Genomic DNA, 24,100 nt, shown 5'->3' with positions numbered 1-24,100 from the left:
CGCTAGAAATGAAAAAAGGCTAGACCACTAAAACCTAGCCCTATACTGCTTTCAAGCATTATTGATAAAAAGTAAGATATGTCACACTTACTGAGAAAGCAATTCTTTCAAGGTGAATCCAAGCCCAAGTACCAAGAAGACACCACAGAGAAAGTAGCCAACAGGAAATTCATCCAATCGAGTCAGAAATGAGCTGCCAACTGCCTGTAGCGGCAAACTATAAAAATATAGCGTCATGAGCCCAGCACCAGCAAAGAGTAACAGATTGACGGTCTTGGAAAACAGCACCAATTTAAAACAGAAGGCAAACACAAGAGCCAGACAAAGGAGAGCAAAGAGACTACCGCTGAAATAGACCCATCCAGAAATCGTGACAATCTCAAAAGTCTTCAGATTGGGAGTAAAGGCAAAGGGAAGGAATAAACTCAAGACCGATAAAACACCTACAAACCGACCTAGATACTGTTTCATGCTAACCACCTACTTTATATATAGAGTGATTCTTTACATATATTTTGGCAGTTTTCCGTTTTTCTGTGAAGGATTTATATGCTGTATTCTACATTTCATAACGGCCTCAAACTGGTCCCAGCCTGTCAAATCAGTAAGGTTTGACCACTCCCTCATCAGCCTTTCATCACTAATTCTCTGGCCTGCGTTCTGGCTGCCTCCGTCACTGTGTCACCAGCCAACATCTTGGCAATCTCTTCCACCCGCTCATCCGTTGTTAAGAGACGCACACGAGAAACGGTCGAATGCTCGTCCGATACTTTCTCAATAAAAAACTGGTAATCCGCAATCGCAATCACCTGTGGCAGGTGCGAAATCGCCAAGACCTGACCGTATTGACCGATTTTGTAAATTTTCTGGGCAATGGCCTGGGCTACGCGACCAGATACACCCGTGTCCACCTCGTCAAATACAATGGATGTCTTGCCTTCCTTGCGGGCAAAGGCTGATTTAATGGCCAACATGAGGCGAGACAATTCCCCTCCTGAGGCCACCTTGACAAGGGGTTTGAAATCCTCACCAGGATTGGCAGAAATATAAAATTCCACCGTTTCATGGCCCTCCTTGCTGAATTTACCCTTAGTAAATCGAACCTGGAACTTGGCCTTCTCCATATACAAGTCCTGCAATTCCTGGCGAATAACCTCTTCTAAAATCTGGGCCAACTCATGGCGAGCCTGACTCAATTGACCAGCCAAGTTAACCAAGTCTTTCTCCAAGGTCTTGAGCTGGACTTCCAGGTCATCACCAGACAGGTCGTTACCGGTCAAAAGATTGTACTCTTCAGTGATTTTTGCCAAATAATCGAGGACATCGTCGACCGAACCGCCATATTTCTTGGTCATGGTGTTGAGCAGGTCTAAGCGACTTTCCAGCTGCATGAGACGGTTGCCGTCAAACTCCAAATTGTCCACCACATCACCCAAACGCTTGGCCACATCCTCCACTACATAGTAGGCCTCGGTCAGGCTGGTCGATAGGGCCTTGTATTCTGGGTCGAATTCTTCCAAACTCTGCAGATCCCCCATGGCTGAGCGGATATTGTTGACGCTGGAGAAATCCTCATTGTCCAGGAGGGCGTAGGCATTGGTCAGCGTATCTGCAATCTGCTTATGATTGAGTAGCTTATCCCTCTCCTGATTGAGCTGGACATCCTCACCAAGCTGGAGGTCAGCGGATTCAATCTCCGCAATCTGATACTCCAACATCTCGATACGAGACTTGTGTTCCTGCTCGTTTTTCTGCTTTTCAAGCACGCGCTTGCGGAGGCTACGGTAGGCATCAAAAGTCGCTTGGTAGCTGTCCTTGAGGGTCCAAAAATCCTCTTCTCCAAAGCTATCCAACAGACGAATATGGTGCTGGGACTTCATCAATTCTTCCTGGTCATGTTGACCGTGAATGTCGACCAAGTGCTGACCAATTTGCTTGAGGACAGACAGGTTGACCATTTGACCGTTGACCCGGCTGACAGACCGACCATTTTGCAGGATTTCCCGACGGATAATCAGCTCGTCAGCCACTTCAATCCCCTGCTCCTCCAAAATCTGCTCCAAGGCTCTGCTATGTTCAAAAGAGAAAAGCCCCTCAATCTCCGCCTTGGCAGCCCCGTGGCGGATGACATCAGTAGTCGCCCGCGCCCCCAACATAAGGTTCATGGCGTCGATAATGATAGACTTCCCAGCTCCCGTCTCACCAGAGAGAATGGTCATACCCTTTTCAAAGTTAAGAGAGACCTGCTCGATAATGGCAAAATTCTTAATTGAAACTTCTAGTAACATCCCTTACCACCCTTTAACCATGCGCTCCAACTGAAGCAGTTTTTCCTGGTCCTTCAAGATTAAAAAGATACTATCGTCGTCCGCAATGATGGTGAACAGCTGGTCCTCAAATTGTTCCACAATCTGACGTTTGACAACAATGGCACTTCCAGGCACCAGTTTGATATTGACCATGTTACCCGAATGTGAAAAATCAAGGATATTTTTCGAGCGGACCTTTGCCAGGCCCACCTTAGGCAGACCGTAAATATAGCCCTTGTCAGCTGCTGGCACCTTGATGATACCCAACTCCTTGATATCCCGGGAAACCGTCGCCTGGGTTGCATGGACCCCCATAGCCTCCAAGCGTTCCACAATCTCTTCCTGGGTATCGATCGGATAGCGGACAACCAAATCTTTTATTACTTCTAAGCGTTCTCGTTTATTCATCTTTCTTAAATTCCTCGTGTGCTTGCTCAACCAAGTCACCAATCTGACCCACAACCATATTTTCTGGCTGGTCAGATTTTTCCAAATGAGCCAAAAATTCAATATTGCCCTGACCGCCCTGAACCGGAGAAAAGCTGAGCGCCTTAACGATAAAGCCAGTCTCCACGGCCATCTTGGTCACGTCCTGCAAAACTTTGACATGAATCTGCTTGTCTTTAACGATACCATTTTTACCAATCTGCTCCCGTCCCGCTTCAAACTGAGGCTTGACCAAGGTTACGACCTGACCGCCGTCTGCCAAAATATTATGCAGAGCTGGCAAGATCAGACTGAGCGAAATAAAGCTGACATCAATAGAGGCAAAACTTGGCTGTCCCTGGTCAAAATCAACCAGTTCAGCATAGCGGAAATTGTACTGCTCCATGGAAATTACACGCTCATCTTGCCGAAGTTTCCAAGCCAATTGATTGGTCCCAACGTCCACGGCGTAAACCAGCTTGGCGCCAGACTGGAGCATGACATCCGTAAAGCCGCCTGTGGAAGCACCAATATCAATGGTCGTCTGCCCTTCAACAGAAATTCCAAAGACCTGCAAGGCCTTCTCTAATTTGAGGCCACCACGGCTGACATATTTTAATTTCTCACCCTTGAGCTTAAGCTCGGTCCCTTCATCGATTTTCTCGCCCGGCTTGTCATAGCGCTCGCCATTGATGACATTGACCACCAGGCCCGCCATGACGCCTCGCTTGGCCTGCTCCCTAGTCTCAAAAAGCCCCTGCTTGTAGGCTAGCACATCTACTCGTTCTTTACTCATTGATTCGTAAACTTTCTAAAATCTTAATGATATTGTCAGACTTGAAATCATAATCCTGAGTCAATTCCTCAAGAATTTTTATAGACTTATCCAAGGCTTCCTCAAGAAGACTCTTAGATTCATCTAAGCCCAACAAAGCTGGAAAAGTTGCTTTCTCAGCCACATGATCCTTATTAGGCGTTTTCCCTAATTCTTCAAAACTTGCTGTCACATCCAAAATATCATCCCGAATCTGAAATGCATACCCAATCAGCGAGCCCAATTGCCACAATTTCCCTTGGACATATTCTGACTGCTCTGCGATAATACCAGCTGCATAGAAAGGATAAGTCAGGAGACGACCAGTTTTGTTCTCATGAATCTTGAAGAGTTCCGTAGCCTCCAGCACCTGCCCCTCCCCTTTCATATCCAACATCTGTCCCCCAACCATACCAAATGTGCCTGAGGAAGTGGCTAGGAACTGAACTAACTGAACAATAATGGGTGATGGTAAGTCGGCACGGGCTACCAAATCAAAGGCATCCAGAAAAAGGCTATCCCCCGCCAAAATAGCTGTAGCTTCGTCAAACTGTTTGTGGTTTGTCAACCGACCTCGACGGTAATCATCGTTGTCCATGGCAGGTAAATCATCATGGATAAGACTTCCCGTGTGAATCATTTCCAAAGCAGCAGCAATTTGATAGTGGGCTTCTGTCACTGTCTTGCCAAATCCCTCCAAAACCTCCAGCAGGATGAGGGGACGAAGGCGTTTCCCTCCTGCTTCTATTGAGTATAGGATCGACTCAATCAACTCTTCCGAAACACAGGTGTGGGTGTTCCTGTAGTAATTTTCAATGGTTGAGCCTATGAGATTGAATTTATCCATACCTAAACCATCTCACTTTCACTACCATCTGCCTGCATGACCTTAACCAGAGTCTTTTCTGCATCAGCCAAGGTTTTCTGCAAGTCCTTGGACAGGACCATACCCTTTTGAAACTCAGCCAGAGCCTCTTCTAAGGCTACATCTCCCTGCTCCAAACGGGTCACAATTCCCTCAAGTTCTGCTAAATTTTCTTCAAATGTTTTCATTTTTTTGGACATCCTTTACCTCCACATCCACACGACCATCCTTCATGACAATGGTCAACTGCTCATCTTTTTCAATCTTTTCTACGCTATCAATGACCCGACCAGCCTGCTCCAGCATGGCATAACCGCGCGCCACGATGCGGCTGGTATCCAGCATGGTCATGGCCTCTATCAGCTTGTCAGCCTTGGCCATTTTATTGTCGTAAATGTTGGCCATATTGCTCTTGAGCAAGCGTTGTAACTGGCTGACCTTCTCCTGATAACGGCTGACTTTCTGGGGCAATTGCAAGCCCCGTAGGCGTTGCTGGAGCAGGACACTGGCCTGCTTGTTATCCCCGAAAATCTCTTTCATCCTAGTCTGTAGCTGGCTGGTCAACCGGTCTAATTTTTGCACATAGCCATCATAAAGCCGTTCTGGCTGCCTGAAAATAACCGACTGACTGATTTTGTCCAGCTGACTTTGCCGAAACTTAATCCGATTGGTCATAGCCTGGTAGGCACGGTTTTCCTGCTGGTTCAAATAGCCTAAGAGGTCCGCCTTGGTCACCGGTGTCGCCAATTCTGCTGCTGCCGTCGGGGTCGCTGCCCGTCTGTCTGCCACAAAATCCGCCAAGGTCGTGTCCGTCTCATGGCCCACACTAGAAATAATCGGAATTCGCGATTCAAAAATGGCTCGAACCACCATTTCCTCGTTGAATGCCCAAAGGTCCTCAATAGACCCACCACCACGACCGACAATTAAGACATCCAAATCCTCCCTGCTATTTGCTTTCTGGATATTGGCAGCTACTTCCTGAGCCGCTCCCTCACCCTGCACTTTGGTCGGGTAGAGAACAATTTCCACACCAGGAAAACGCCGACTGACTGTCGTGATAATGTCCTGAATGACCGCGCCGCTTGGACTGGTAATGACACCAATTTTCTGGGTAAAGCGAGGCACTTGCTGCTTAAATTCCTGCTTGAACAAGCCTTCTGCAGTCAAGGACTGCTTGAGTTGCTCAAACTTGATTGCCAAGGCTCCGATGCCGTCTGGCTCAGCTTTTTCAATGACGATCGAATAGGATCCACTTGGCTCATAGAGCTGGACCCGACCAATCGCATTGATTTTCATACCTTCTTCCAGCTCAAAGCCCAGATTTTTGTAAATACCTGCCCACATGGTCGCCTGGATAACTGCCTTGTCATCCTTGAGGGAAAAATACTGGTGGGTCGGACGCTTGCGGAAATTGGATACCTGCCCTGTCAAATAAACTTTTTCTAGATAGGGATCACGGTCAAATTTTAATTTTAAATACTTGGTTAAATGACTAACCGACAAATAGTCAACCATGTCAGCTCCTTCTGTCTATATCTCTTTCATTATACCAAAAATCGCAAGATTATTCAGAATTAGAGAATAAATTTGTAATTGCTTTCTTGTGCCTTTTTAGAAATTTTACTATATAATATACTTGAACAAACTTAGGAGTTTTATATGAAGTTAGACAATCAACGACAAAGTAAAAATATAGAGGACAGACGTGGTCAATCCAACGGTGGCTCCTTCTTTCCTGGAGGAACCAGTCGAAGTGGCTCTTCCGGTGGTGGCATGCTCTTGGGGCTACTCTTTTCACGACTAGGCTGGAAGGGAAAAATCATCCTCTTCCTGGTCCTCATACTCTTTGGTGGTAGTTCAGGACTAAGAGGTCTATTGGGCGGTTCATCTGGAGTCAATCCCTATCAATCCGCTCAGGTATCAACTGCAGGGACTGAGGTCTCCGATGAGGATGCTGTCTTTATGAGTAAGGTCCTAGCCTCTACAGAAGATTTCTGGACCCAGGAATTTGACAAAAATGGCATGACCTACAAGGCTCCAACTCTGGTCTTCTACACTGACCAAACCAGCACAGGATGTGGAATGGGATCAGCCCAAGCGGGTCCCTTCTACTGTTCTGCTGACCGAAAAATTTATATCGATACCTCTTTCTATCAAGAATTAGGTAACCGCTACAAGGCTAAAGGTGACTTTGCCATGGCCTACGTCATTGCCCACGAAGTTGGTCACCATGTTCAAAACGAGCTAGAGGTCCTCGGTGCCTACCATAAGGAGCGCGCCCGTCTGTCTGACAAGGAAGGAAACGCCCTCAATGTTCGTCTGGAACTGCAGGCAGACTACTATGCTGGTGCTTGGGCCAAATTTGTCGATGGCCAAGGCATGCTAGATGCTGGTGACATCGACGAGGCCATGCAGGCAGCCCATGCAGTAGGTGACGATACCCTGCAAAAAGAAGCCTACGGCCGGACTGTCCCAGACAGTTTCACTCACGGTACATCCGAACAGCGCAAACGCTGGTTTGACCGTGGTTATACCTACGGAGACCTGGCACATGCTGACAGTTTCTCTGTTCCAAATCCATAAGATGTTAAGGTTGGGCATAAAGTCCAACCTATGGCTATTTGATTAGCAAAAACATATTGACGCAGGGGTTGATTGGCAGTTTCGTTCGCGTTTAACGCTCCGAATCAGTCCTAACCAATTGTGCGGGGGCGGGAAGACGAACTCTCTTTTCATTAGTCGAGTTCTTTCCCGCTCCCTTTTTTGTGACAGAAAAGGCGCCGACCTCAGTCGACACCTAAAGGAGATTAGGAAAAATCAAGAAAACCACTGTAAGCATTCTTGAATCCTGGGGTAAAAGGGTGTTCCCATTACTAGGAACACCCTTATTGTAAACCTTTACATATAAATTATAATCGGTCCAAAGACTGAATTTATAAAAATGTATATTAACCAGTAATAAAAGAGCAGAATAACCTGCCCTTCCATCTTCTATAATGACCGCTTAAAAGCCTCGAAAGTCTGCTCCATCAGCATGGTAATGGTCATCGGACCGACACCACCTGGAACAGGAGTGATGTGACTAGCAAGTTCGGCAACTTCATCATACTTGACATCGCCAATCAGCTTGCCATTTTCATCACGGTTCATCCCCACATCAATGACAACTGCACCTGGTTTGACAAATTCCTTGGTGACAAAATGTCCACGGCCGATAGCTACCACCAAAATATCCGCCTGACGAGCCAAGTCTGGCAAGTTTTTGGTCCGAGAATGGGCAATGGTCACAGTCGCATTGGCATCCAAGAGGAGCTGGGCCATGGGCTTACCAACAATATTTGAACGGCCAATGACTAGAGCTGATTTACCTTCCAAGTCAATCTGGTATTCCTTAAACATCTCCATAATTCCAGCAGGAGTTGAAGGAATCATGACTGCATGACCAGACCAGAGTTTCCCCATATTGGTCGGATGGAACCCATCTACATCCTTGTCCGGATCAATAGCCAAGAGCACCTTTTCTTCATCAATATGAACAGGTAGAGGCAGTTGGACCAGGATACCGTGCCAATTCTCATCTTGATTATACTTGTCAATCAGGTCCAATAATTCATTCTCTGAGATAGACTCTGGGAGGCGAACAACGTCACTCTTAAAACCAGCAGCCAAAGCCGAACGTTCCTTGTTTCGTACATAGACCTGGCTGGCAGGATCTTCACCAACCAAAATGACCACAAGACCTGGAACCAAGCCTGTCTTTTCTTTCATTTCTGCGACCTTGTCTGCCAGGGCCGTCTGCAATTTCGCCGCCAGGGCTTTACCATCAATAATTGTCATGCCAACTCCTTATTGTTTTCTTTCATTATACAAAAAACAGAGACAATTTCCCAACCTGCTCTGCTATTTTTCAAAGAAATAAGAAAAACCCCGAACAATGCCGGAGTTACTGGTCTATAGTACCTTAGATAAGAAGTCCTTGGTTCGCTCTTCCTTGGTCTGGTCAAAGACTGCTTCAGGACTGCCCATCTCAACGATATAGCCCCCATCCATGAAGATAACTCGGTCTGCAACCTCCTTGGCAAAGCCCATCTCATGGGTCACGATAACCATGGTCATCCCTGCCTTGGCCAAATCCTTCATAACCGCCAATACCTCTCCAACCATTTCAGGGTCAAGGGCTGATGTCGGCTCATCAAAGAGGAGCACATCTGGGTCCATAGCCAGACCACGCGCAATGGCAATCCGCTGTTGCTGACCACCTGAGAGACTTTGTGGATAGGCCTGGGCCTTGTCTGGCAAACCAACCTTTTCTAACAATTCCAAGGCTTTTTTCTCAGCCTCTGCCTTGGCAATCCCCTTGGTCTTAATGGGCGAAAGGGTGATATTTTCCAGAACAGTCATATTGGGAAATAGATTAAACTGCTGGAAGACCATGCCCATCTTCTCTCGCATCTTGAAAATATCGTTGGACTTATCCGTAATATCCACGCCCTCAAAGGTCACCGTCCCCTTGGTTGGTACCTCAAGTAGGTTCATGGTCCGCAAGAAAGTCGATTTCCCAGATCCTGACGGTCCGATAATAACCACTACCTCTCCCTGCTCCACATCCAAGTCAATTCCTTTCAGAACTTCATTTTCCCCGAAATACTTGTGTAAATCTCTAATTGAAATAATTGTTTCCGCCATCTTAATGGCCTCCCTTGTTCATTTTCTTCTCAAAATGCTGGATGACAAGCGTCAGCAAGCTGGTCAAAATCAAGTAATAAAATGCTGCAAAAATCAGTGGCTCCAAAGGAATATAAGTCGTAGACGAAACCGTCGTTGCCCCATTCCAAAGCTCCATAACCCCAATCGTAGACAGGAGTGAGCTATCTTTGACAATGGTCACAAATTCATTTCCCAAAGCTGGAAGGATATTCTTAATGGCCTGTGGCATGATGACATAACGCATGGCCTGTTTTGGTCTAATCCCTAGAGAATAGGCCGCCTCCAGCTGCCCTTTAGGAACCGCGTTGATACCTGCCCGGACCACCTCTGACACATAGGCACCTGAGTTCATCGATAGGATAATAATACCTGGTAAAAGACGGGTCAAGTCAACAGACAAAATCCCCAACTGGAAGGTCGGTGCCGCAATGTGTGTCATGGTAAAACCAATCATAATCTGCACCACCATTGGCGTACCACGAAAAATCCATACATAGATATTGGCAAACCAAGCCAAGATTTTATACTTGCTCCGCTGGGCAAAGGCTAACAAGACACCGATGATGCTCCCGAAAAGCACGACAAAACTGGCAATGATGAGAGTTACCAAGGCCCCATAATTAAAATAAGCAATATAATCATTCAAAAAAGAAAAATTCATTTCATCCACTACTCCATTTTTTCATATACTCACTACTATACCACGTCGTGAATAAATATGCAACATCCCTGTCTAAAATATTCATCATTTAAACTAAAAAGCACCCGAAGGTGCATTCTACTACTTATTAGTACAACAATTCGTAGATTTCCATTGCAATCAAGTCGATGCTGTCAAACGTATAGGTTTCACGAGCAGCAACATCACGCAAGGTATATACTGAACCATTTTCTTCATCGTAGCTGTAGGCAACTTCAGCAACGACAACACCTTCACGCTCAAAATTACGCTTGAGGGTACCACCATCACCCGCCATCGCTTCCAGACGATTGATGATTCTCACTAAGTGTGATTCCATAATCTTTCTCCTCTTCTTAGTATAGGTATATTTTACCACAAAGTAACTGAAAAGTCTCATTTTTACACGTTTTTGTTGCATACACCCGCACATTTTTCTGCAAATAGACTAGCAAATAGCAATTTCTTGATTTTTTCCTAAAACTTGTTATAATTAAATTACATTTGACCTTTATTGACCATTTGAGCAAAGGTCACATTTTTTCAAAGAAAGAGGTAGAATTATGCTCTGCAAAAACTGTAACATCAATGACGCAACCATCCATCTCTACACCAACCTAAACGGCAAACAACAGCAGGTAGACCTCTGCCACAACTGCTACCAAATCATGAAGACTGACCCCAACAACGCCATTCTCCGTGGCCTAGGCGATTTCAACCCTAACAACATGGATCCCTTCAGTGAATTTTTCAATCATTTGGGAGGATACCCTGACAACACACCAGCTGGACGTGACCGCAACCAGACACCTCCGACCCAGCCTGGAGGAGGGAACCGAGGCGGCGGCCGCTCCAATCAGCCTGGCGGAGGTATCCCGCAAGCACCGCAACAGCCAAACGGCCTCTTGGAAGAATTTGGTATTAACGTGACCGAGATTGCTCGCCGTGGAGATATTGACCCGGTTATCGGACGCGACCAAGAAATCACTCGCGTAATTGAGATTCTCAACCGCCGGACCAAGAACAACCCCGTCCTCATCGGTGAGCCCGGTGTTGGTAAAACGGCCGTTGTCGAAGGTCTGGCCCAGAAAATCGTAGACGGAGATGTCCCACATAAACTCCAAAATAAGGAAGTTATCCGCCTAGACGTTGTTAGCTTAGTGCAAGGAACAGGTATCCGTGGACAATTTGAAGAACGCATGCAAAAACTAATGGAGGAAATTCGCAACCGTAAGGAAGTCATTCTCTTTATCGACGAAATCCATGAAATTGTCGGAGCAGGTTCTGCTGGCGACGGCAACATGGATGCCGGCAACATTCTCAAACCAGCTCTTGCCCGTGGCGAAATGCAACTGGTCGGAGCAACCACCCTCAATGAATACCGTATTATCGAGAAGGACGCCGCCTTGGAACGCCGCATGCAACCTGTCAAGGTTGAGGAGCCAAGCGTCGAAGAGACCATTACCATTCTCAAGGGCATCCAGGCTAAGTACCAGGACTACCACCACGTTAAGTATTCAGATCAGGCTATTGAAGCTGCAGCTGTCCTTTCCAACCGCTACATCCAGGACCGATTCCTGCCTGACAAGGCCATTGACCTATTGGATGAGGCGGGTTCCAAGATGAACCTGACCCTCAATTTCATTGATCCGAAAGAGATTGACCAACGCCTGATCGATGCTGAAAATCGCAAAGCCCAGGCTACTCGTGATGAAGATTACGAAAAAGCTGCTTACTTCCGCGACCAGATTGCCAAATACAAGGAAATGCAGCAGGCGACTATCAGTGAAGAGGACATTCCACTCATTACTGAGAAGGAAATTGAGGCCATTATCGAGCAGAAAACCAATATTCCTGTCGGAGATTTGAAGGAGAAAGAACAATCTCAACTCATCAACCTAGCTAGCGACCTCAAGGCTCATGTGATTGGCCAAGACGATGCCGTGGATAAGATTGCCAAGGCCATTCGTCGCAATCGCGTCGGATTGGGTGCGCCCAACCGTCCAATCGGTTCCTTCCTTTTCGTTGGTCCAACCGGTGTCGGTAAGACCGAGCTTTCTAAACAGCTGGCCATCGAGCTCTTCGGCTCAGCTGATAGTATGATTCGCTTTGATATGTCTGAGTACATGGAAAAACACGCCGTTGCCAAATTGGTCGGTGCCCCTCCTGGCTATGTCGGCTATGAAGAGGCCGGGCAATTGACTGAGAAAGTGCGCCGCAATCCCTACTCGCTCATTCTCCTGGATGAGGTAGAAAAGGCCCATCCAGATGTCATGCACATGTTCTTGCAGGTCCTGGATGACGGTCGCTTGACAGACGGGCAAGGTCGGACTGTTTCCTTCAAAGATACTATCATTATCATGACCTCCAATGCCGGTACTGGTAAGGTTGAGGCCTCTGTCGGTTTCGGTGCTGCTATGGAAGGGCGGGCTCAATCAGTCCTCGGTCAGCTTGGTAACTTCTTCAGCCCAGAATTTATGAACCGTTTCGACGGTATCATCGAATTCCAGCCGCTTAGTAAGGATAATCTGCTTGAAATTGTCAGCCTCATGCTGGAAGATGTCAACAAGCGCTTGTTTGCCAACGGCATCAGCCTCCATGTGACAGACAAGGTCAAGGAAAAATTGGTCGACCTGGGCTATGATCCAAAAATGGGTGCCCGTCCGCTCCGCCGAACCATTCAAGACCAGATTGAAGATGCTATCACGGACTTCTATCTGGAAAATCCAACGGAGAAAAATCTCCGCGCTGTCATGTCCAGCAAGGGAGACATTCAGATTAAGGCGCAAACCGTCGCCAAAGTCAAAGAAGTCTAAAGGGATACTCAGTCTAGTTTCATCTATAAAAAGAAAACAGAGCCTGTTTCAAACGAACAGGTTCTGTTTTTGAAAGAGAAAAAACTAAATCATCGCGAACATCGAGATGATCGCAAGAGCGCCTATTTGCAACCAATCATCCTTGCCCGCCCTATAACTGATGAAGAAATCAATCAACAGGAGTGATGTTGGAACGCAATTTGACAAACTGTGCAACGCCATCTTCTATAGTCATAGTTAGATGTTCCGTATGCACCAAATAATCTAGGTGGGCCATGGTCTCACCGCTAGCAAACCATTTCTGAGCCTTTGGAAAGGCCTCCCAACTATCAGCCTTAATGCGCCAACTAATCCGTGCCGATACATCCCTGACAGTGACCTTTTCACCCTCCGAAATGCTATCTAAAATTTCCTGTAAACGTTCAAAATGATGGGTTTCTAAAACTCCAATCCGCTCCAAATGATTTTCAATAGGCTTACGATGGCCAGGCAAGATTAAACGCAGCGGTGTTCGTCTTAATTTATCCAGGGTTGCTAGATAGGTTCCTAGGATATTGGGATAATCCCATCCCCAAAAGGTAATATTAGGAGTAATCGGATCCAGAACCGTATCTCCGCCAATTAAGAGCTGTTTCTGACGGTCCAATAAACCGATGTGCCCTGGTGTATGGCCTTGGAGATTTATAATTTCAAATTTAAAGCCTCCAACCTTGAAATACTTGCCAATCTCAAGGATATCAAAAGGGACCTGACTAGGTAGATGAAACTTGAAACCAGGGTTGTCCTCCACAGCCATCTCATCCCTGGAGATACCATATAGCTGACGATAATCATTCATCCTGTCCCAATAAGGACCCGTTGCCATCTCATTCATCAAAATCCCATCCACACGACCAGCATAAATTTTAGCGCCAGCCTGATAAAACCTTGTCGCTAGCCCTGTGTGATCTGCATGGAGATGGGTCAAAACCAGGTCAACATCCTTCATTTCCAATCCTAATTCAGCCAATCCTGCTAACATAGCTTCAAAAGATTCTGGATGATTGTAGCCCGTGTCAATCAAGACCGACCTTTCCGGACTTTTTATCACGTAAACATGGATTTCTCTCAATGGACTATTGGGCAATACAATGGGAAAAGTATAAATATTTGGATAGATTTCCTTCATGAGCCCCTCCTTTTGTAATCGTTTTCCATAATCTAAGTATAGCACATTATAGAGCCTGGAAATTATTACACTTAATAACATCTTCCATAAGGAAAAATAATGAAAAAATGGTATAATGTTAACAATTCAAGCTCTTAAACATCAAGCGAGGAAAATATGGAACAGATTGCAGTATTTGGAGAAAAACAAGTAGGAGTCGACTATCAATTACGCCAGGGAGTCTATGCTGTTATTCCAAATGAAGAAAATGATAAGATTATCCTGGTTCAAGCACCAAATGGCGCCTGGTTTTTACCGGGTGGAGAAATTGAAAAAGGCGAAAACCAGCTCATTGCCCTGGAAAGAGAATTGATGGAAGAACTGGGATTTACAGCTGAAATTGGGCATTATTATGGTCAGGCGGATGAATATTTTTATTCCAGCCATCGAGATACTCACTTCCACAACCCTGCCTACATCTACCAGGTTAAAAGCTATCATCAAATCGGACAACCACTAGAAGATTTTAATCATCTTGCCTGGTTTCCCATCCGAGAAGCCCTTGAAAAATTAAAACGAGGTAGCCATAAATGGGGCGTGCAACAATGGATTTTAGATCAAAAAACACTATAAAAGACTAGTCAAATCTTGCTGATAGTGCTATAATGAAGTCATAGAGTTAGAGGAGGTTTTGCATGAAAATTATAAATACAACCAATAGCCATAGCCAGTTGGTTCAAAATCAACTTGCCAATACGGATGCATTTTTGGTAGAGACTTATTCTGCGGGAAATACTGATGTTATCTTCACTCAGGCTCCCCGCCACTACGAACTCCTCATCAGCAATAAATACCGCTCTGTCCAACAGTCAGAAATTGAAAAAATCCGTGATTTTTTCCTTCATCGCAAGATTGATGAACGGAAGATAAACAAAGCAGCCATCCGCACAATCCACACAGATAAATTGATTGAGATGTCCTTCCCAATCGTCAGCGAAATCTAAGAAACCAGAACGGTTTCTTTTTTTAGACGAAAAAGCCTATCTTTCGATAGACTTTGTCATATCATTATGCCTCAAATCCAGTTGCTACTGCTTCAGCAAAGTTTTCTTCCACTACGCTTGCACAGTGGTCACAGATTGTCGCACCATAACTGCGTTCTACAACACTAGTGTCAATACGGCGACAACGATCACACACTTCACCGGCTGCACGTTCTACAGTAAAGGCAACTTCTTCTACCAGAACAGCACTTTCAGGAGCTGCTTCCGTGGTTACTGTCAAGTTTGAAACGATGAGCAACTGAGCAAGGTCTGCATTCAAGCTCTCCAAGAAGGACTTGGTTTCAGCTGAGACATAGGCAGTCAAATGAGCTTCGAGTGACTTACCAATCACTTTTTCATTACGCGCTTCTTCCAAGGCTTTTTGTGCCTGAGTACGGAAGTTCATAAAGTTTTCCCAATCAACCAAAAGCTGCGCTTCATTAGCAAAGGTTTCCACCTCTGGCATTTCCGCCAATTGTACAAACTCTTCTGCTTCGTGTTCCAAGTATGACCAGATTTCTTCTGCTGTATGTGGCAAGATTGGGGTCAAGAGCTTGGTAATTTTGACCAAGATGTCATAGAAGACAGTTTGTATCTGACGACGAGCAAGTGATTTAGCACCATCAATGTAGACAACATCTTTGGCAAAATCGAGGTAGAAGGCTGACAAATCAAGGGTTACAAAGTTTACTACAGATTTGTAAATAGCCATGAAATCATAATTGTCGTAGGCTTCACGGATTTGAGCTACTAATTTATTGAATTTCACCAAGAGATACTGGTCAACAGAACGAAGCTCTTCGTAAGCTACCGCATCACTTGCAGGATTGAAATCAGAAGTGTTGGCAATCAAGAAGCGAAGGGTATTACGGATTTTACGGTAGGTTTCAGAAACCTGTCCAAGAATATCCATAGACACACGCACATCGTTTGAAGTATCCACAGATGTCACCCACAGACGCAAGATTTCTGCACCAAACTGTTTCTCTACATCACTTGGAAGGATTGTATTCCCTAGAGATTTAGACATCTTCATACCTTTACCATCCAATACAAAGCCCTGTGACAAGATAGCTTTGTATGGGGCATGACCATTTACAGCAACAGAGGTGATCAAAGATGAGTTAAACCAACCACGGTATTGGTCCGAACCTTCAAGGTAGAGATCTGCTGGGTAGGCAAGATTTTCACGGGCATTCATAACGCCATTCCAAGACGAACCTGAGTCAAACCATACGTCCATGATGTCAGTTTCTTTGGTAAATTCGCCATTTGGTGAACCTGGATGGGTGAAGCCTGCTGGCAAGAGGTCTTTTGCTTCTGATTTCCACCAGATAATAGAACCATGCTCTTCAAAAAGGGCAGCAACGTGGTCTGTAACTTCCTTGGTCATGATGGCTGTACCATCTTCTGCATAGAAGATTGGAAGCGGCACACCCCAAGCACGTTGACGTGAGATGACCCAGTCACCACGGTCACGGATCATGTTGTAAAGACGTGTTTTACCCCAAGATGGATTGAAAGTTGTTGCTTCGATTTGGTCCAAGATTTCCTGACGGAATTTAGAAACAGAGGCAAACCATTGCGGTACTGCACGCCAGATGATTGGCTTCTTGGTTCTCCAGTCAAATGGGTAGGAGTGATTGATGACTTCACTAGCAAGGAGCAAGTCGCCTAATTTTTCCTTAACCGTTGGTACAACCTTATCATAGAATTGTCCTTCAAAATCAGGACCCGCAGCTTCATTCATCAAGCCACGTTCGTTGACAGTTACAGCAACTTCCAAGCCATATTTGACACCGACATTGTAGTCGTCTTCACCAAATCCTGGAGCCGTATGGACGATTCCAGTACCTGAGTCTGTGGTAACATGGTCACCCAAGATGACCAATTCATCCACTTCTCTATCCCATGGGTGTTCGGTCACGATATATTCAAATTCAGCACCCTTGTGTTTTGAAATCACTTCGAAGGATTCCCAACCAAATTTAACTGCCAAGCTATCAACCAAGGCTTCTGCCAAGACATACTTACGCTCAGAACCAGCTGGTTGAACCAAGACATAGTCAATGTCTGCTCCCATTGTCAAACCGCGAGATGCCGTTACTGTAAATGGAGTCGTTGTCCAGACAACGATGTAGCTATCTGTATCCAAGAGTCCCTTGCCATCTTTGACCTTGTTAGCATAGTAAAGAGATGTTGAGTCAATGTCATGGTATTCGATTTCAGCTTCTGCAAGGGCAGATTCAGATGACCATGACCAGTAGACAGGCTTGGCACCACGGTAAATATAACCCTTGTCTGCCATAGCACCGAAGACACGGATTTGAGCTGCTTCATAGTCTTTAGTCAAGGTGATGTATGGATTTTCCCAGTCTGCAGAAACACCCAAGCGTTTAAAGTCATCCCGTTGTTTGTCAACCTGGCTAAGAGCGTAGTCACGGCACATTTCAAGATATTCAACCAGGTCCATTTCCTTGCGTTTGACACCTTGTTTTGCCAAGACTTGCTCAATAGGAAGGCCGTGTGTATCCCAACCTGGTACAAATGGAGCACGGAAACCAGACATTGACTTAGAGCGAACGATAATATCTTTAGAAATCTTGTTCAAGGCATGCCCAACGTGGATATTTCCGTTAGCGTATGGAGGTCCATCATGAAGATGAAAGGCTGGCTTGCCTGCGTTGAGTTCTTGACGACGGGCATACAAGTTTGCCTCGTCCCAAGCTTTTTGCCATTCAGGTTCACGTGTTGGTAAGCCTGCACGCATTGGAAAGGCTGTTTGACCTAGATTGAGTGTTTCTTTTAATTTCATCATTTCTCCTTTTTTATAGGGTAATTACCATTTTTATTTCATGTCCAGTCATTCCAGCTGACTGGAAACCGAGTTTTTCTAAGATGTACCGCATTTTATGATTGCCGATGACATAGCTAGTGACTAGCTGGTGGCAAGAAAATGTTTGCCTAGCTAGGACCATTACCTGTCGAATAACCTCCTGGCCGTAGCCCTTGTTTTGATAGGATTTATCAATCAGCAAGCGCCAGAGCAAGACCGTTTGCCTGTCCTTATCTACCGAAAGGAGGACAAAACCGACAATCCTTTTGCCAAGACGAACAGCCAGGGGATAGAGCCTCTCTTCCTCTCGATAAAGCCAGGCTTGAGCAAGCGAATACTCCACCGGAGCCACTTTACGCTTGTCTTCCTCTGCCAGACTTAAATCTAGCACGGCATCAAAATTTTCTTTCGTTACTTCTTCTAATCGTATCATAAGCATCAAAAAAACTCCCGCCAATAAGGACGAAAGTTCGTGGTACCACCTTAGTTTAGACAGAGTTTCCCCTATCCCTCTACGTTCGTAACGTGAACAGACGTTTTCCCCTACTTGAGTTCAAGGAAAAATACGCAAAATGATAACTCCTATTGAGTGAGTACAAGTCTTCCACCGTCACCTGCTCGCTAAACCTATCAATAATCGTTGTGTTTTTGCTTCATCAGTATGTAATTAGTCTGCTGATTGTTCCAATTCTGCTTCAATAGCAGCTGCCTGGCGATTGAGTTCAGCAATTTCTTCAGCTGTAAGCTGGCGAGTATAATCAAGGTTTAACTCTTCCAACTCCACATCTTCATCAATCGCTTTAACCAGGACCTCACGGAAAGCTTCGTCACTTGTCTGCAAATAAGACGCCGTTGGTTGGAGAATTTCTTCCCACTCAGCGTTATTTACAAGGGCAAGCTGGCTTTCCAAAGTAGAGCGAAGACGTTGATGGAAAACACGTGTCTTGTTCTTCAACTCCTCAGTCTCTACTGCAACCTTCTTAGCATTGTCTGTCGCCAAACGAAGTATTTCATTTGCCTTCTCTTTGGCTTCGTTGAGAAGATTGTGCGCATCATATTCAGCCTGTTGCTTAATATTAAAGGCGCGCTCTTCCGCTGCTGCTTTTACACGATCAGCTGTATCCTGGGCAATCAAGACAGATTGGCTCAACGATTCCTTCATCTGATCGAAGTAAGTGAGGCGTTCGCGCAAGGCTTTCAATTCTGCTTCGTGCTCTTGCTTCAGACGAACCAATTCCTCATAATCTCTGGTGACAATGTCCAAAAACTCATCAACTTCATCAGCATTATAGCCTCTGAATTTTGTCCCAAAGGTCTTATCTTTTAATTCAAGTGTTGTTAAGGCCATATTTCCCCCTATACTTTTGTCACTTCTATTTCTATTTTAAATTTCCCCTGCTTGGATGTTCCGAGCAGGTCTACCAATCGGAATCTTCCGAAGCCACGCACACTAACCAATTGACCTATTTCAAGAGTTTTTGAGACCTGACTAATTTCAGCATAGTCAACCTTGACCTTGTTTGACTCAATTAGCTTCACAACTGCTGAACGAGATAGTTGAAAAGCAGCAGCTACTAATTTATCCAATCGCAAACTGGAGGCCAGAATGACCCTCTTGTCAACCTGGATATGGTGCTCCAAGCACACTGATTCAGCTGTCCGCATCTTCCATTTTACAGGAACCTTGGCAATCCTTTCAACATCCATTAAGAGAATGGTGCTAAATTTTTCATCAATAAACAGGAGAATTTCCTGATCATTGATAAAAATATCTCCCAGAAATTTCCGCTGAATACCCAAACGATTTAAGAGTGTTCCTAAAATCTGCGAATGACTAAGCTGATGAAACTTTCTGTTAAAATCAACTTCTAAAATCGAAATTTCATAGTCAGCAAACTCTGGCAATTGATCGCTTGTTGAAATAATGAGCCTGCTATATTCCGTCGGAAGATGATGCCCACTCGAATGAGCAAAGAGATTAAACTTCCCGGCAATTGCTTCAATAATCATGACCTGTCTTGGATTAAGAAAATCTGTCAACCTGTCGATGGAAGTCCTATCTACAAATTGACACATTTCATAAATCCGCTCAACAAAATCTTGCTCCGACTTTTGATAGTGTTGCAGGATGACTTGCCTATCCTTCATAAAATTACCAATCCTATTAGAATTCTCGATAAGATTTGAAGAGACAGATAGGCCACCAAGATAGTGAAATCGAATCCACCAAATTGTAGGTTCAATCTTCTGAACGGTATCAAAATGGGCTCAACAAGCCATCTAATTAGTTGACCAATCCTAGATTGGACAAGAGCTGGAAACCAAGTCATGAGAGCATAAATCAATAAAATGCTTGCATAGACATCAATAGCCTTTAGCAGGATTTGTACTAGTAACCACATGATGTCTTACCGCTTCATATCGAAATCGAACTGCCCGTCCAAATGTTGGCCAGAGTTCACATTTCTCAACTCATCAATATTTACCCGAACATTAACCGGGGTCAATAGCCACATAGAATTGGAAACCTTTTTAAGATTTCCGGCCAAGACTGACCGAGCCCCATCCAGATAATCCAAACATCTCCTAGCTTGCTGCTCTGTCATAAATTGGAAATCAATTAAAATACTTGCATTTTCTAACAATAGATTCACAATCTCAGGTGCATCTTCGTATCGCTTAGGAAACTTAATGTCGATGGTTGTCTTCTTCTCTCTCTCAGGACCATTGATTGCGAGCAATTCTTGCTGCCGTTCATTCAACCGTTGAATATTGGCAACGGATTCCGAAGAATGACTCCCAGTTCCTCTTCTTTTTTCCAATGGTAAAGCCTGCTCTCTTGTAACTTCTTTCTTAGCAACTTGCAATTTGGGCTGTTCATTGGGCATTTGATGGCCGGTTGAATCTTCTAATTCAGCACTATCATCCACTTCAAAGTAGGTGAAAAAATTTTTAAATGTATCTCTGAATGCCACTTTTACTCTCCCTTACTAAAAAATGCTGTCCCAATGCGAACAAAAGTCGAGCCCGCCTCAATTGCTTCCTTGAAATCTCCACTCATTCCCATACTTAATTCCGTAAAAGGCATATTAGGGAGATTCAAATTTGCTAATCTTTCTCTGATTGCGTTTGTTTGATGAAAAATTTGACTGAGCTGTTCTTTATCAGCATTGATAGGTGCCATGGTCATGAGACCGACCAATCTTACCTTATCTAACCCAGCCAATTCAACCAATGCCGGTTCAATCTCTTCCTCGTAAAAACCATGTTTTGATTCTTCTTTAGAAACATTGACCTGTAAAAAGCAGTTGATTGGTTTCTTTGCCCGTTTTTGAATTTCCTCTGCTAACTTAAGAGAGTCTAAGGCATGGAAGTAATCAACAAAATTGATAACATCCTTGACTTTTCTTCTTTGCAGGGTTCCAATCAGATGCCAGCTTACTGCCTGGTCTTGCAGGGCATGGTACTTATCGAGAAACTTGTCCACCCGATTTTCCCCAATATCTGTCACACCAGCTTCAATCAATTCTCTAGTAATAGAGCTGTCAACATACTTTGTGACAGCTATTACCTTTACCGATTCTAATGGGCGACCAGCTTCCAAACAGGCTTGTTCAACTGCTTGGCCCACCCTTGCAACGTTTTCTTTTATGGTCATACTAGCGATTTCTGAAGAATGGTGGAGTGTCTAACTCATCTTCATCTTCTTCGACTGTAAATTTCTCAACCGAAATACTAGGACGTGCTTCAAGCTCAGAAGATTTCAACAAATTCTCGCGACGTAAATCCCATTCACCAAATGCTGAAGCTTTTGGAACTTCTGCTTGTTGAACAGAAGAAGGAGTTGGTGCCGGTGTTGAGGTGTAGTCAAAGCGAGCCGCAGAACGGGCTGCAGAAACGACCTCAGGACGGTGATGTTTGGTTGTACCTGATGGCGATGTTTTAGCAGAAGGTCCATCCTGACGAACACCTGTCGCAACAACGGTTACGCGGATTTCATCTTTCATCGATTCATCGATTGATGTACCCAACCAAATGTTTACACCTTGACCGGCTGCCTGATGAACGATTTCTGAAGCTTCTTCTGCTTCTGTCAAGGTCATATCGTAACCACCGGTCACATTGACAATGACATCGTCAGCACCATCGATAGTTGTTTCCAATAATGGTGAATAAATCGCCTTGCGAGCCGCCTCAATGACACGGTCCTCACCAGTACCGATACCAATACCCATAAGGGCGTTGCCTTTATTTTCCATCACAGTCTTCACATCCGCAAAGTCCAAGTTGATCAAACCTGGGTTAGTGATGAGGTCTGTGATCCCTTGAACACCTTGACGAAGGACATTGTCTGCTTCACTCAAGGCTTCCAAAAGCGGAGTTTTCTTATCAACAATCTCAAGGAGGTTGTTGTTTGAAATAATCAAGAGAGTATCTACTTGCTCACGCAGACCATCAATACCTTCGATAGCAAAGTTACCACGCTTGTTTCCTTCGAAACCAAATGGGCGAGTTACAACTGCTACAGTAAGGGCACCCAACTCTTTGGCGATACGGGCGATAACTGGTGCAGCACCTGTACCAGAGCCTCCACCCATACCAGCTGTAATAAAGACCATATCTGCACCTGAAAGAACTTCTTTCAGAGTTTCTTCGCTTTCCTCAGCAGCCTTACGACCAACTTCAGGTTGACCTCCAGCACCAAGACCACGAGTTAACTTAGGTCCCAATTGGATGACTGTTTCAGCTTTTGAACTGCTCAAAGCTTGAACATCTGTGTTAGCCGCAATAAATTCTACGCCAGCTACACCTTCTTCAATCATGCGGTTGATAGCATTTCCGCCGCCACCGCCGACACCAATAACTTTAATTACAGCACCAGTATTTGCCGTTTCAAATGAAATTGTCATAGATTATTTACCTTTTCCTTCATTCATTATTCAAACATACTTCCAAAGAGACCACGGATACGATCGGTCAACTTAACTTTTGGTTCCTCGTTTTGACCATATTCTTCTTGTCCGTATGGTTTTACGGTCGTATCATATACCGGTTCATCAGCGATTTCATCTTCAAAATCTCTTACAGGCTGTTGAACTTGAACTCGACTTGTTGGTTGAATATCAACTGGTTTGATACGTAGCTGAGCCTCACCGTTTACAGCATATTGTGCAATTTTTTCCACTTCACTCAGGTGACCGACATACTCAACTAGGCTAATCACATGTGCGAAGGATGGATTACGGATACCAATTTGATTTGGTACGAAGATTTTTGTCGTTACACCAAAAACTTCTTCTGCTAATTCTTCAACACCTGGAAGAATTGCTCCACCACCGACAAGAACGATCCCGCCTGGTAATTCCAATGCTCGTGTTCTTTCCAAATCTTGTTTGATTTTATTGAAAATCTGGCGAAGACGAGCAGCAATCACTTCTGACAAGTACAATTCTGTTACTTCAACAGGCTTGCTTTCTCCAATCACTTCAACAGTGAATGTTTCTTTTTCAGTTGCATCTGCTGGATAAGCGATACCGTAGTTGTATTTAAGATTTTCAGCAATACTTTGAGATGTAGTAAGGACTTTAGAGATATCCTTGGTGATGTAGTCGCCACCTTCTTGGTAGATATTCGTGTATTGGAGCTCTTGGCCACGCATAACTGCAACAGTTGTCTGACCACCACCGAGGTCAATCACCGTAGCACCAAATTCACGTTCACCTTCATTGAGAACGGACCTTGTTAGGGCCAGAGGAGAAATCACAACATGTTCAACTTGGATTCCAGCTCTCTCAACGGTTTTACGTAGATTGTGCAAAATAGTTCTTGGACCTGTGTAGAGCATACCCCGCATCTCTAGACGGATCCCCATCATTCCACGGGGATCTTTGATTCCCTGGAAGCCATCCACCACAAATTCCTCTGGAATAAAAGAAATCACTTCTCTCTCTGGTGTGATGCTCTTGGTCAAGGCTGATTTAACAACATTTTCAACGTCCAAGTCTGTAATTTCTTGGGAATCTGTTGTGACTGGAATCATCCCTTGAGTAGGCTCGATTTGCAAAAGGTTTGCTGGCAAACCGACGTTTACCTTATCGATGCGAATCCCAGATTTTTCTTCAGCCTGTTCTAAGGCCTTTTTAATTGCTGCGGCTGCAACATCAATGTTAACGATAATCCCGTCCTTGACCCCAGCACTCTTAACGTTACTTACTCCAATAACGTTCATTTCATTATCAATATATTCCGCAACCAAGACTTTAACGGAGCTTGTACCAATATCTAATCCCGTGAAAAAGCCGTTTCTAGCCATTCTGTCAGTCCTCTCTTACTTTCATCTCATTTTAAAAAAGCATCCATTTTTTAGATAAATAGAATTATTCATCCTTAATTATACCATATAACATTCTAAAATGGCTATTTTTCATGCTTATTTCTAAAAGATTTTTTCTCAT

At 44.7% G+C, this 24,100-nt stretch carries 25 protein-coding genes; 4 read left to right on the top strand and 21 right to left on the bottom strand.

Annotation, left to right across the window (positions count from 1 at the left end; genetic code table 11):
* Nucleotides 1–87: 87 nt before the first annotated feature.
* The 7 genes from ACHBIF_RS05570 to xseA form a co-directional block, all read right to left on the bottom strand.
* The gene (locus ACHBIF_RS05570; RefSeq protein WP_125266098.1) at nucleotides 88–471 is read right to left on the bottom strand and encodes a hypothetical protein; all 384 of its coding nucleotides are present in this window, start codon (nucleotides 469–471) and stop codon (nucleotides 88–90) included.
* Nucleotides 472–626: 155 nt separating this feature from the next.
* Nucleotides 627–2,288, bottom strand: a complete 1,662-nt coding sequence (gene recN / locus ACHBIF_RS05565; protein WP_394719186.1) for a DNA repair protein RecN — start codon at nucleotides 2,286–2,288, stop codon at nucleotides 627–629.
* A 3-nt stretch (nucleotides 2,289–2,291) separates the two neighbouring features.
* Complete coding sequence (locus ACHBIF_RS05560; protein ID WP_105111911.1) at nucleotides 2,292–2,717, bottom strand: arginine repressor; 426 nt, start codon at nucleotides 2,715–2,717, stop codon at nucleotides 2,292–2,294.
* On the bottom strand, nucleotides 2,710–3,531 hold the full coding sequence (locus ACHBIF_RS05555) for a TlyA family RNA methyltransferase (protein WP_105111910.1): 822 nt from the start codon (nucleotides 3,529–3,531) through the stop codon (nucleotides 2,710–2,712). The genes ACHBIF_RS05560 and ACHBIF_RS05555 overlap by 8 nt, the downstream gene beginning before the upstream one ends.
* Complete coding sequence (locus tag ACHBIF_RS05550) at nucleotides 3,524–4,396, bottom strand: polyprenyl synthetase family protein (RefSeq protein ID WP_394719183.1); 873 nt, start codon at nucleotides 4,394–4,396, stop codon at nucleotides 3,524–3,526. Before ACHBIF_RS05550 ends, ACHBIF_RS05555 begins: the two co-directional genes overlap by 8 nt.
* A 2-nt stretch (nucleotides 4,397–4,398) precedes the next feature.
* Nucleotides 4,399–4,614, bottom strand: coding sequence for an exodeoxyribonuclease VII small subunit (locus ACHBIF_RS05545; protein ID WP_105123503.1), 216 nt, complete (start codon nucleotides 4,612–4,614; stop codon nucleotides 4,399–4,401).
* On the bottom strand, nucleotides 4,589–5,932 hold the full coding sequence (xseA, locus tag ACHBIF_RS05540) for an exodeoxyribonuclease VII large subunit (RefSeq protein ID WP_394719180.1): 1,344 nt from the start codon (nucleotides 5,930–5,932) through the stop codon (nucleotides 4,589–4,591). Before xseA ends, ACHBIF_RS05545 begins: the two co-directional genes overlap by 26 nt.
* A 144-nt stretch (nucleotides 5,933–6,076) precedes the next feature.
* Between xseA and ACHBIF_RS05535 the strand changes: the two genes are divergently transcribed.
* Nucleotides 6,077–7,000 carry a neutral zinc metallopeptidase gene (locus ACHBIF_RS05535; RefSeq protein WP_105160869.1) on the top strand — a complete coding sequence of 308 codons (924 nt, stop codon included), beginning with the start codon at nucleotides 6,077–6,079 and terminating at the stop codon, nucleotides 6,998–7,000.
* 408 nt (nucleotides 7,001–7,408) lie between these two features.
* Here ACHBIF_RS05535 and ACHBIF_RS05530 read toward each other — a convergent pair whose 3' ends face one another.
* From ACHBIF_RS05530 to ACHBIF_RS05515, 4 genes are all read right to left on the bottom strand, one after another.
* Nucleotides 7,409–8,254, bottom strand: coding sequence for a bifunctional methylenetetrahydrofolate dehydrogenase/methenyltetrahydrofolate cyclohydrolase (locus tag ACHBIF_RS05530; RefSeq protein ID WP_125265334.1), 846 nt, complete (start codon nucleotides 8,252–8,254; stop codon nucleotides 7,409–7,411).
* Nucleotides 8,255–8,368: 114 nt separating this feature from the next.
* The gene (locus ACHBIF_RS05525) at nucleotides 8,369–9,103 is read right to left on the bottom strand and encodes an amino acid ABC transporter ATP-binding protein (RefSeq protein ID WP_105110193.1); all 735 of its coding nucleotides are present in this window, start codon (nucleotides 9,101–9,103) and stop codon (nucleotides 8,369–8,371) included.
* A 1-nt stretch (nucleotide 9,104) separates the two neighbouring features.
* The gene (locus ACHBIF_RS05520) at nucleotides 9,105–9,785 is read right to left on the bottom strand and encodes an amino acid ABC transporter permease (protein ID WP_105110194.1); all 681 of its coding nucleotides are present in this window, start codon (nucleotides 9,783–9,785) and stop codon (nucleotides 9,105–9,107) included.
* A 127-nt stretch (nucleotides 9,786–9,912) separates the two neighbouring features.
* Nucleotides 9,913–10,143, bottom strand: a complete 231-nt coding sequence (locus ACHBIF_RS05515) for a DUF1797 family protein (protein ID WP_105123499.1) — start codon at nucleotides 10,141–10,143, stop codon at nucleotides 9,913–9,915.
* A gap of 223 nt (nucleotides 10,144–10,366) precedes the next feature.
* On the opposite strand from ACHBIF_RS05515, the gene ACHBIF_RS05510 reads away from it, so the two are divergent.
* A complete protein-coding gene (locus ACHBIF_RS05510; RefSeq protein WP_172059564.1) occupies nucleotides 10,367–12,619 on the top strand; it encodes an AAA family ATPase in 2,253 nt (750 codons plus the stop codon).
* A gap of 169 nt (nucleotides 12,620–12,788) precedes the next feature.
* Here ACHBIF_RS05510 and ACHBIF_RS05505 read toward each other — a convergent pair whose 3' ends face one another.
* Entirely contained in the window at nucleotides 12,789–13,787 is a 999-nt protein-coding gene (locus ACHBIF_RS05505) for an MBL fold metallo-hydrolase (protein ID WP_105110197.1), read from the bottom strand.
* Between the two features lie 156 nt (nucleotides 13,788–13,943).
* On the opposite strand from ACHBIF_RS05505, the gene ACHBIF_RS05500 reads away from it, so the two are divergent.
* On the top strand, nucleotides 13,944–14,399 hold the full coding sequence (locus ACHBIF_RS05500; RefSeq protein ID WP_394719176.1) for an NUDIX hydrolase: 456 nt from the start codon (nucleotides 13,944–13,946) through the stop codon (nucleotides 14,397–14,399).
* Between the two features lie 62 nt (nucleotides 14,400–14,461).
* The gene (locus ACHBIF_RS05495; RefSeq protein ID WP_105110199.1) at nucleotides 14,462–14,770 is read left to right on the top strand and encodes a DUF1827 family protein; all 309 of its coding nucleotides are present in this window, start codon (nucleotides 14,462–14,464) and stop codon (nucleotides 14,768–14,770) included.
* A 64-nt stretch (nucleotides 14,771–14,834) separates the two neighbouring features.
* Here ACHBIF_RS05495 and ileS read toward each other — a convergent pair whose 3' ends face one another.
* From ileS to ftsA, 9 genes are all read right to left on the bottom strand, one after another.
* Nucleotides 14,835–17,624 (bottom strand): isoleucine--tRNA ligase, encoded by a 2,790-nt coding sequence (ileS, locus tag ACHBIF_RS05490; RefSeq protein ID WP_394719174.1) that lies wholly within the window; start codon nucleotides 17,622–17,624, stop codon nucleotides 14,835–14,837.
* A gap of 13 nt (nucleotides 17,625–17,637) precedes the next feature.
* Nucleotides 17,638–18,078 (bottom strand): GNAT family N-acetyltransferase, encoded by a 441-nt coding sequence (locus tag ACHBIF_RS05485; protein WP_105123562.1) that lies wholly within the window; start codon nucleotides 18,076–18,078, stop codon nucleotides 17,638–17,640.
* A gap of 234 nt (nucleotides 18,079–18,312) precedes the next feature.
* Nucleotides 18,313–18,993 (bottom strand): DivIVA domain-containing protein, encoded by a 681-nt coding sequence (locus tag ACHBIF_RS05480; RefSeq protein WP_105110201.1) that lies wholly within the window; start codon nucleotides 18,991–18,993, stop codon nucleotides 18,313–18,315.
* Nucleotides 18,994–19,001: 8 nt separating this feature from the next.
* A complete protein-coding gene (locus ACHBIF_RS05475) occupies nucleotides 19,002–19,793 on the bottom strand; it encodes an RNA-binding protein (protein ID WP_105110202.1) in 792 nt (263 codons plus the stop codon).
* On the bottom strand, nucleotides 19,790–20,047 hold the full coding sequence (locus ACHBIF_RS05470; RefSeq protein ID WP_105110203.1) for a YggT family protein: 258 nt from the start codon (nucleotides 20,045–20,047) through the stop codon (nucleotides 19,790–19,792). The genes ACHBIF_RS05475 and ACHBIF_RS05470 overlap by 4 nt, the downstream gene beginning before the upstream one ends.
* Before the next feature lie 6 nt (nucleotides 20,048–20,053).
* Nucleotides 20,054–20,620, bottom strand: a complete 567-nt coding sequence (locus tag ACHBIF_RS05465) for a cell division protein SepF (protein ID WP_238140793.1) — start codon at nucleotides 20,618–20,620, stop codon at nucleotides 20,054–20,056.
* 2 nt (nucleotides 20,621–20,622) lie between these two features.
* A complete protein-coding gene (locus ACHBIF_RS05460) occupies nucleotides 20,623–21,303 on the bottom strand; it encodes a YggS family pyridoxal phosphate-dependent enzyme (RefSeq protein ID WP_394719170.1) in 681 nt (226 codons plus the stop codon).
* Between the two features lies 1 nt (nucleotide 21,304).
* Nucleotides 21,305–22,555, bottom strand: a complete 1,251-nt coding sequence (ftsZ, locus tag ACHBIF_RS05455) for a cell division protein FtsZ (RefSeq protein WP_105110205.1) — start codon at nucleotides 22,553–22,555, stop codon at nucleotides 21,305–21,307.
* Nucleotides 22,556–22,581: 26 nt separating this feature from the next.
* Nucleotides 22,582–23,958, bottom strand: coding sequence for a cell division protein FtsA (gene ftsA / locus ACHBIF_RS05450; RefSeq protein WP_105110206.1), 1,377 nt, complete (start codon nucleotides 23,956–23,958; stop codon nucleotides 22,582–22,584).
* Nucleotides 23,959–24,100: the final 142 nt, after the last annotated feature.

Source organism: Streptococcus sp. A11 (assembly GCF_043674225.1).
Classification (GTDB): Bacteria; Bacillota; Bacilli; order Lactobacillales; family Streptococcaceae; genus Streptococcus; species Streptococcus suis_V.
Note: the sequence above shows the minus strand (reverse complement) of the source record. Positions and strands in the feature narration are given on the sequence as shown.

Bases quoted from the DNA above. Each gene is read 5' to 3' on its own strand.
- ACHBIF_RS05570 (WP_125266098.1), bottom strand. From the start codon at position 471: ATGAAACAGTATCTAGGTCGGTTTGTAGGTGTTTTATCGGTCTTGAGT.
- recN (WP_394719186.1), bottom strand. From the start codon at position 2,288: ATGTTACTAGAAGTTTCAATTAAGAATTTTGCCATTATCGAGCAGGTC.
- ACHBIF_RS05560 (WP_105111911.1), bottom strand. From the start codon at position 2,717: ATGAATAAACGAGAACGCTTAGAAGTAATAAAAGATTTGGTTGTCCGC.
- ACHBIF_RS05555 (WP_105111910.1), bottom strand. From the start codon at position 3,531: ATGAGTAAAGAACGAGTAGATGTGCTAGCCTACAAGCAGGGGCTTTTT.
- ACHBIF_RS05550 (WP_394719183.1), bottom strand. From the start codon at position 4,396: ATGGATAAATTCAATCTCATAGGCTCAACCATTGAAAATTACTACAGG.
- ACHBIF_RS05545 (WP_105123503.1), bottom strand. From the start codon at position 4,614: ATGTCCAAAAAAATGAAAACATTTGAAGAAAATTTAGCAGAACTTGAG.
- xseA (WP_394719180.1), bottom strand. From the start codon at position 5,932: ATGGTTGACTATTTGTCGGTTAGTCATTTAACCAAGTATTTAAAATTA.
- ACHBIF_RS05535 (WP_105160869.1), top strand. From the start codon at position 6,077: ATGAAGTTAGACAATCAACGACAAAGTAAAAATATAGAGGACAGACGT.
- ACHBIF_RS05530 (WP_125265334.1), bottom strand. From the start codon at position 8,254: ATGACAATTATTGATGGTAAAGCCCTGGCGGCGAAATTGCAGACGGCC.
- ACHBIF_RS05525 (WP_105110193.1), bottom strand. From the start codon at position 9,103: ATGGCGGAAACAATTATTTCAATTAGAGATTTACACAAGTATTTCGGG.
- ACHBIF_RS05520 (WP_105110194.1), bottom strand. From the start codon at position 9,785: ATGAATTTTTCTTTTTTGAATGATTATATTGCTTATTTTAATTATGGG.
- ACHBIF_RS05515 (WP_105123499.1), bottom strand. From the start codon at position 10,143: ATGGAATCACACTTAGTGAGAATCATCAATCGTCTGGAAGCGATGGCG.
- ACHBIF_RS05510 (WP_172059564.1), top strand. From the start codon at position 10,367: ATGCTCTGCAAAAACTGTAACATCAATGACGCAACCATCCATCTCTAC.
- ACHBIF_RS05505 (WP_105110197.1), bottom strand. From the start codon at position 13,787: ATGAAGGAAATCTATCCAAATATTTATACTTTTCCCATTGTATTGCCC.
- ACHBIF_RS05500 (WP_394719176.1), top strand. From the start codon at position 13,944: ATGGAACAGATTGCAGTATTTGGAGAAAAACAAGTAGGAGTCGACTAT.
- ACHBIF_RS05495 (WP_105110199.1), top strand. From the start codon at position 14,462: ATGAAAATTATAAATACAACCAATAGCCATAGCCAGTTGGTTCAAAAT.
- ileS (WP_394719174.1), bottom strand. From the start codon at position 17,624: ATGAAATTAAAAGAAACACTCAATCTAGGTCAAACAGCCTTTCCAATG.
- ACHBIF_RS05485 (WP_105123562.1), bottom strand. From the start codon at position 18,078: ATGATACGATTAGAAGAAGTAACGAAAGAAAATTTTGATGCCGTGCTA.
- ACHBIF_RS05480 (WP_105110201.1), bottom strand. From the start codon at position 18,993: ATGGCCTTAACAACACTTGAATTAAAAGATAAGACCTTTGGGACAAAA.
- ACHBIF_RS05475 (WP_105110202.1), bottom strand. From the start codon at position 19,793: ATGAAGGATAGGCAAGTCATCCTGCAACACTATCAAAAGTCGGAGCAA.
- ACHBIF_RS05470 (WP_105110203.1), bottom strand. From the start codon at position 20,047: ATGTGGTTACTAGTACAAATCCTGCTAAAGGCTATTGATGTCTATGCA.
- ACHBIF_RS05460 (WP_394719170.1), bottom strand. From the start codon at position 21,303: ATGACCATAAAAGAAAACGTTGCAAGGGTGGGCCAAGCAGTTGAACAA.
- ftsZ (WP_105110205.1), bottom strand. From the start codon at position 22,555: ATGACAATTTCATTTGAAACGGCAAATACTGGTGCTGTAATTAAAGTT.
- ftsA (WP_105110206.1), bottom strand. From the start codon at position 23,958: ATGGCTAGAAACGGCTTTTTCACGGGATTAGATATTGGTACAAGCTCC.